This is a genomic window from Cupriavidus sp. CP313 (assembly GCF_054072015.1).
This window is the reverse complement of record NZ_JBSVZB010000092.1, coordinates 1-778: the sequence shown is the minus strand read 5'-3', so window position 1 is coordinate 778 and position 778 is coordinate 1. Positions and strand designations below refer to the sequence as shown.

Annotated in this window: 2 tRNA genes and 2 rRNA genes; all 4 read left to right on the top strand. The window is 52.1% G+C overall.

From position 1 onward, the window contains the following. Nucleotides 1–90 (top strand): 16S ribosomal RNA (locus ACW4E8_RS41030); the annotation flags it as partial. A gap of 62 nt (nucleotides 91–152) precedes the next feature. Then, nucleotides 153–229: transfer RNA gene (locus tag ACW4E8_RS41025), tRNA-Ile, on the top strand. Nucleotides 230–241: 12 nt separating this feature from the next. Next, nucleotides 242–317, top strand: a tRNA-Ala gene (locus ACW4E8_RS41020). Between the two features lie 296 nt (nucleotides 318–613). After that, nucleotides 614–778 (top strand): 23S ribosomal RNA (locus ACW4E8_RS41015); the annotation flags it as partial.

Below are 778 nucleotides of genomic sequence, written 5' to 3'. Positions count from 1 at the left end.
AGGAGGGCGATTACCACGGCAGGGTTCATGACTGGGGTGAAGTCGTAACAAGGTAGCCGTATCGGAAGGTGCGGCTGGATCACCTCCTTTCTAGAGGCTTGTGTCTCAAGCCTAGCGTTCACACTTATCGGTTTGTTTGCTGTTACAGCCAAGGGTCTGTAGCTCAGGTGGTTAGAGCACCGTCTTGATAAGGCGGGGGTCGTAGGTTCAAGTCCTACCAGACCCACCAAGTTATCCGGAAGGGGGATTAGCTCAGCTGGGAGAGCACCTGCTTTGCAAGCAGGGGGTCGTCGGTTCGATCCCGTCATCCTCCACCATCGCTTTGATGGGCCTGGTACCTTGGATTGGTGGTCAAATGCAAGCGCTTAGCATTGAGCGTTTGCATTTGGCATTGCCAAGCGATCGCAAGATCGGCTGTTCTTTAAAAATATGGGATGTAGTAAAGGTGTCGCGAAGCGTTGATGAGACGCTGCAGTACAAAACGCGATACCGGGTTGTGATTGTATCAACCAAAATGTATTTAAGTGATCGAAAGATGACTTGGAATACGGCACAAATGCGAGAACTCATCCTGTAGCGACGGTTTCGAGCAATCGAGACACACTCGTTATAGGGTCAAGCGAACAAGTGCATGTGGTGGATGCCTTGGCGATCACAGGCGATGAAGGACGCGGTAGCCTGCGAAAAGCTTCGGGGAGCTGGCAAACAAGCTTTGATCCGGAGATGTCCGAATGGGGAAACCCGGCCCGTATGGGTCATCCCTGACTGAATACATAGG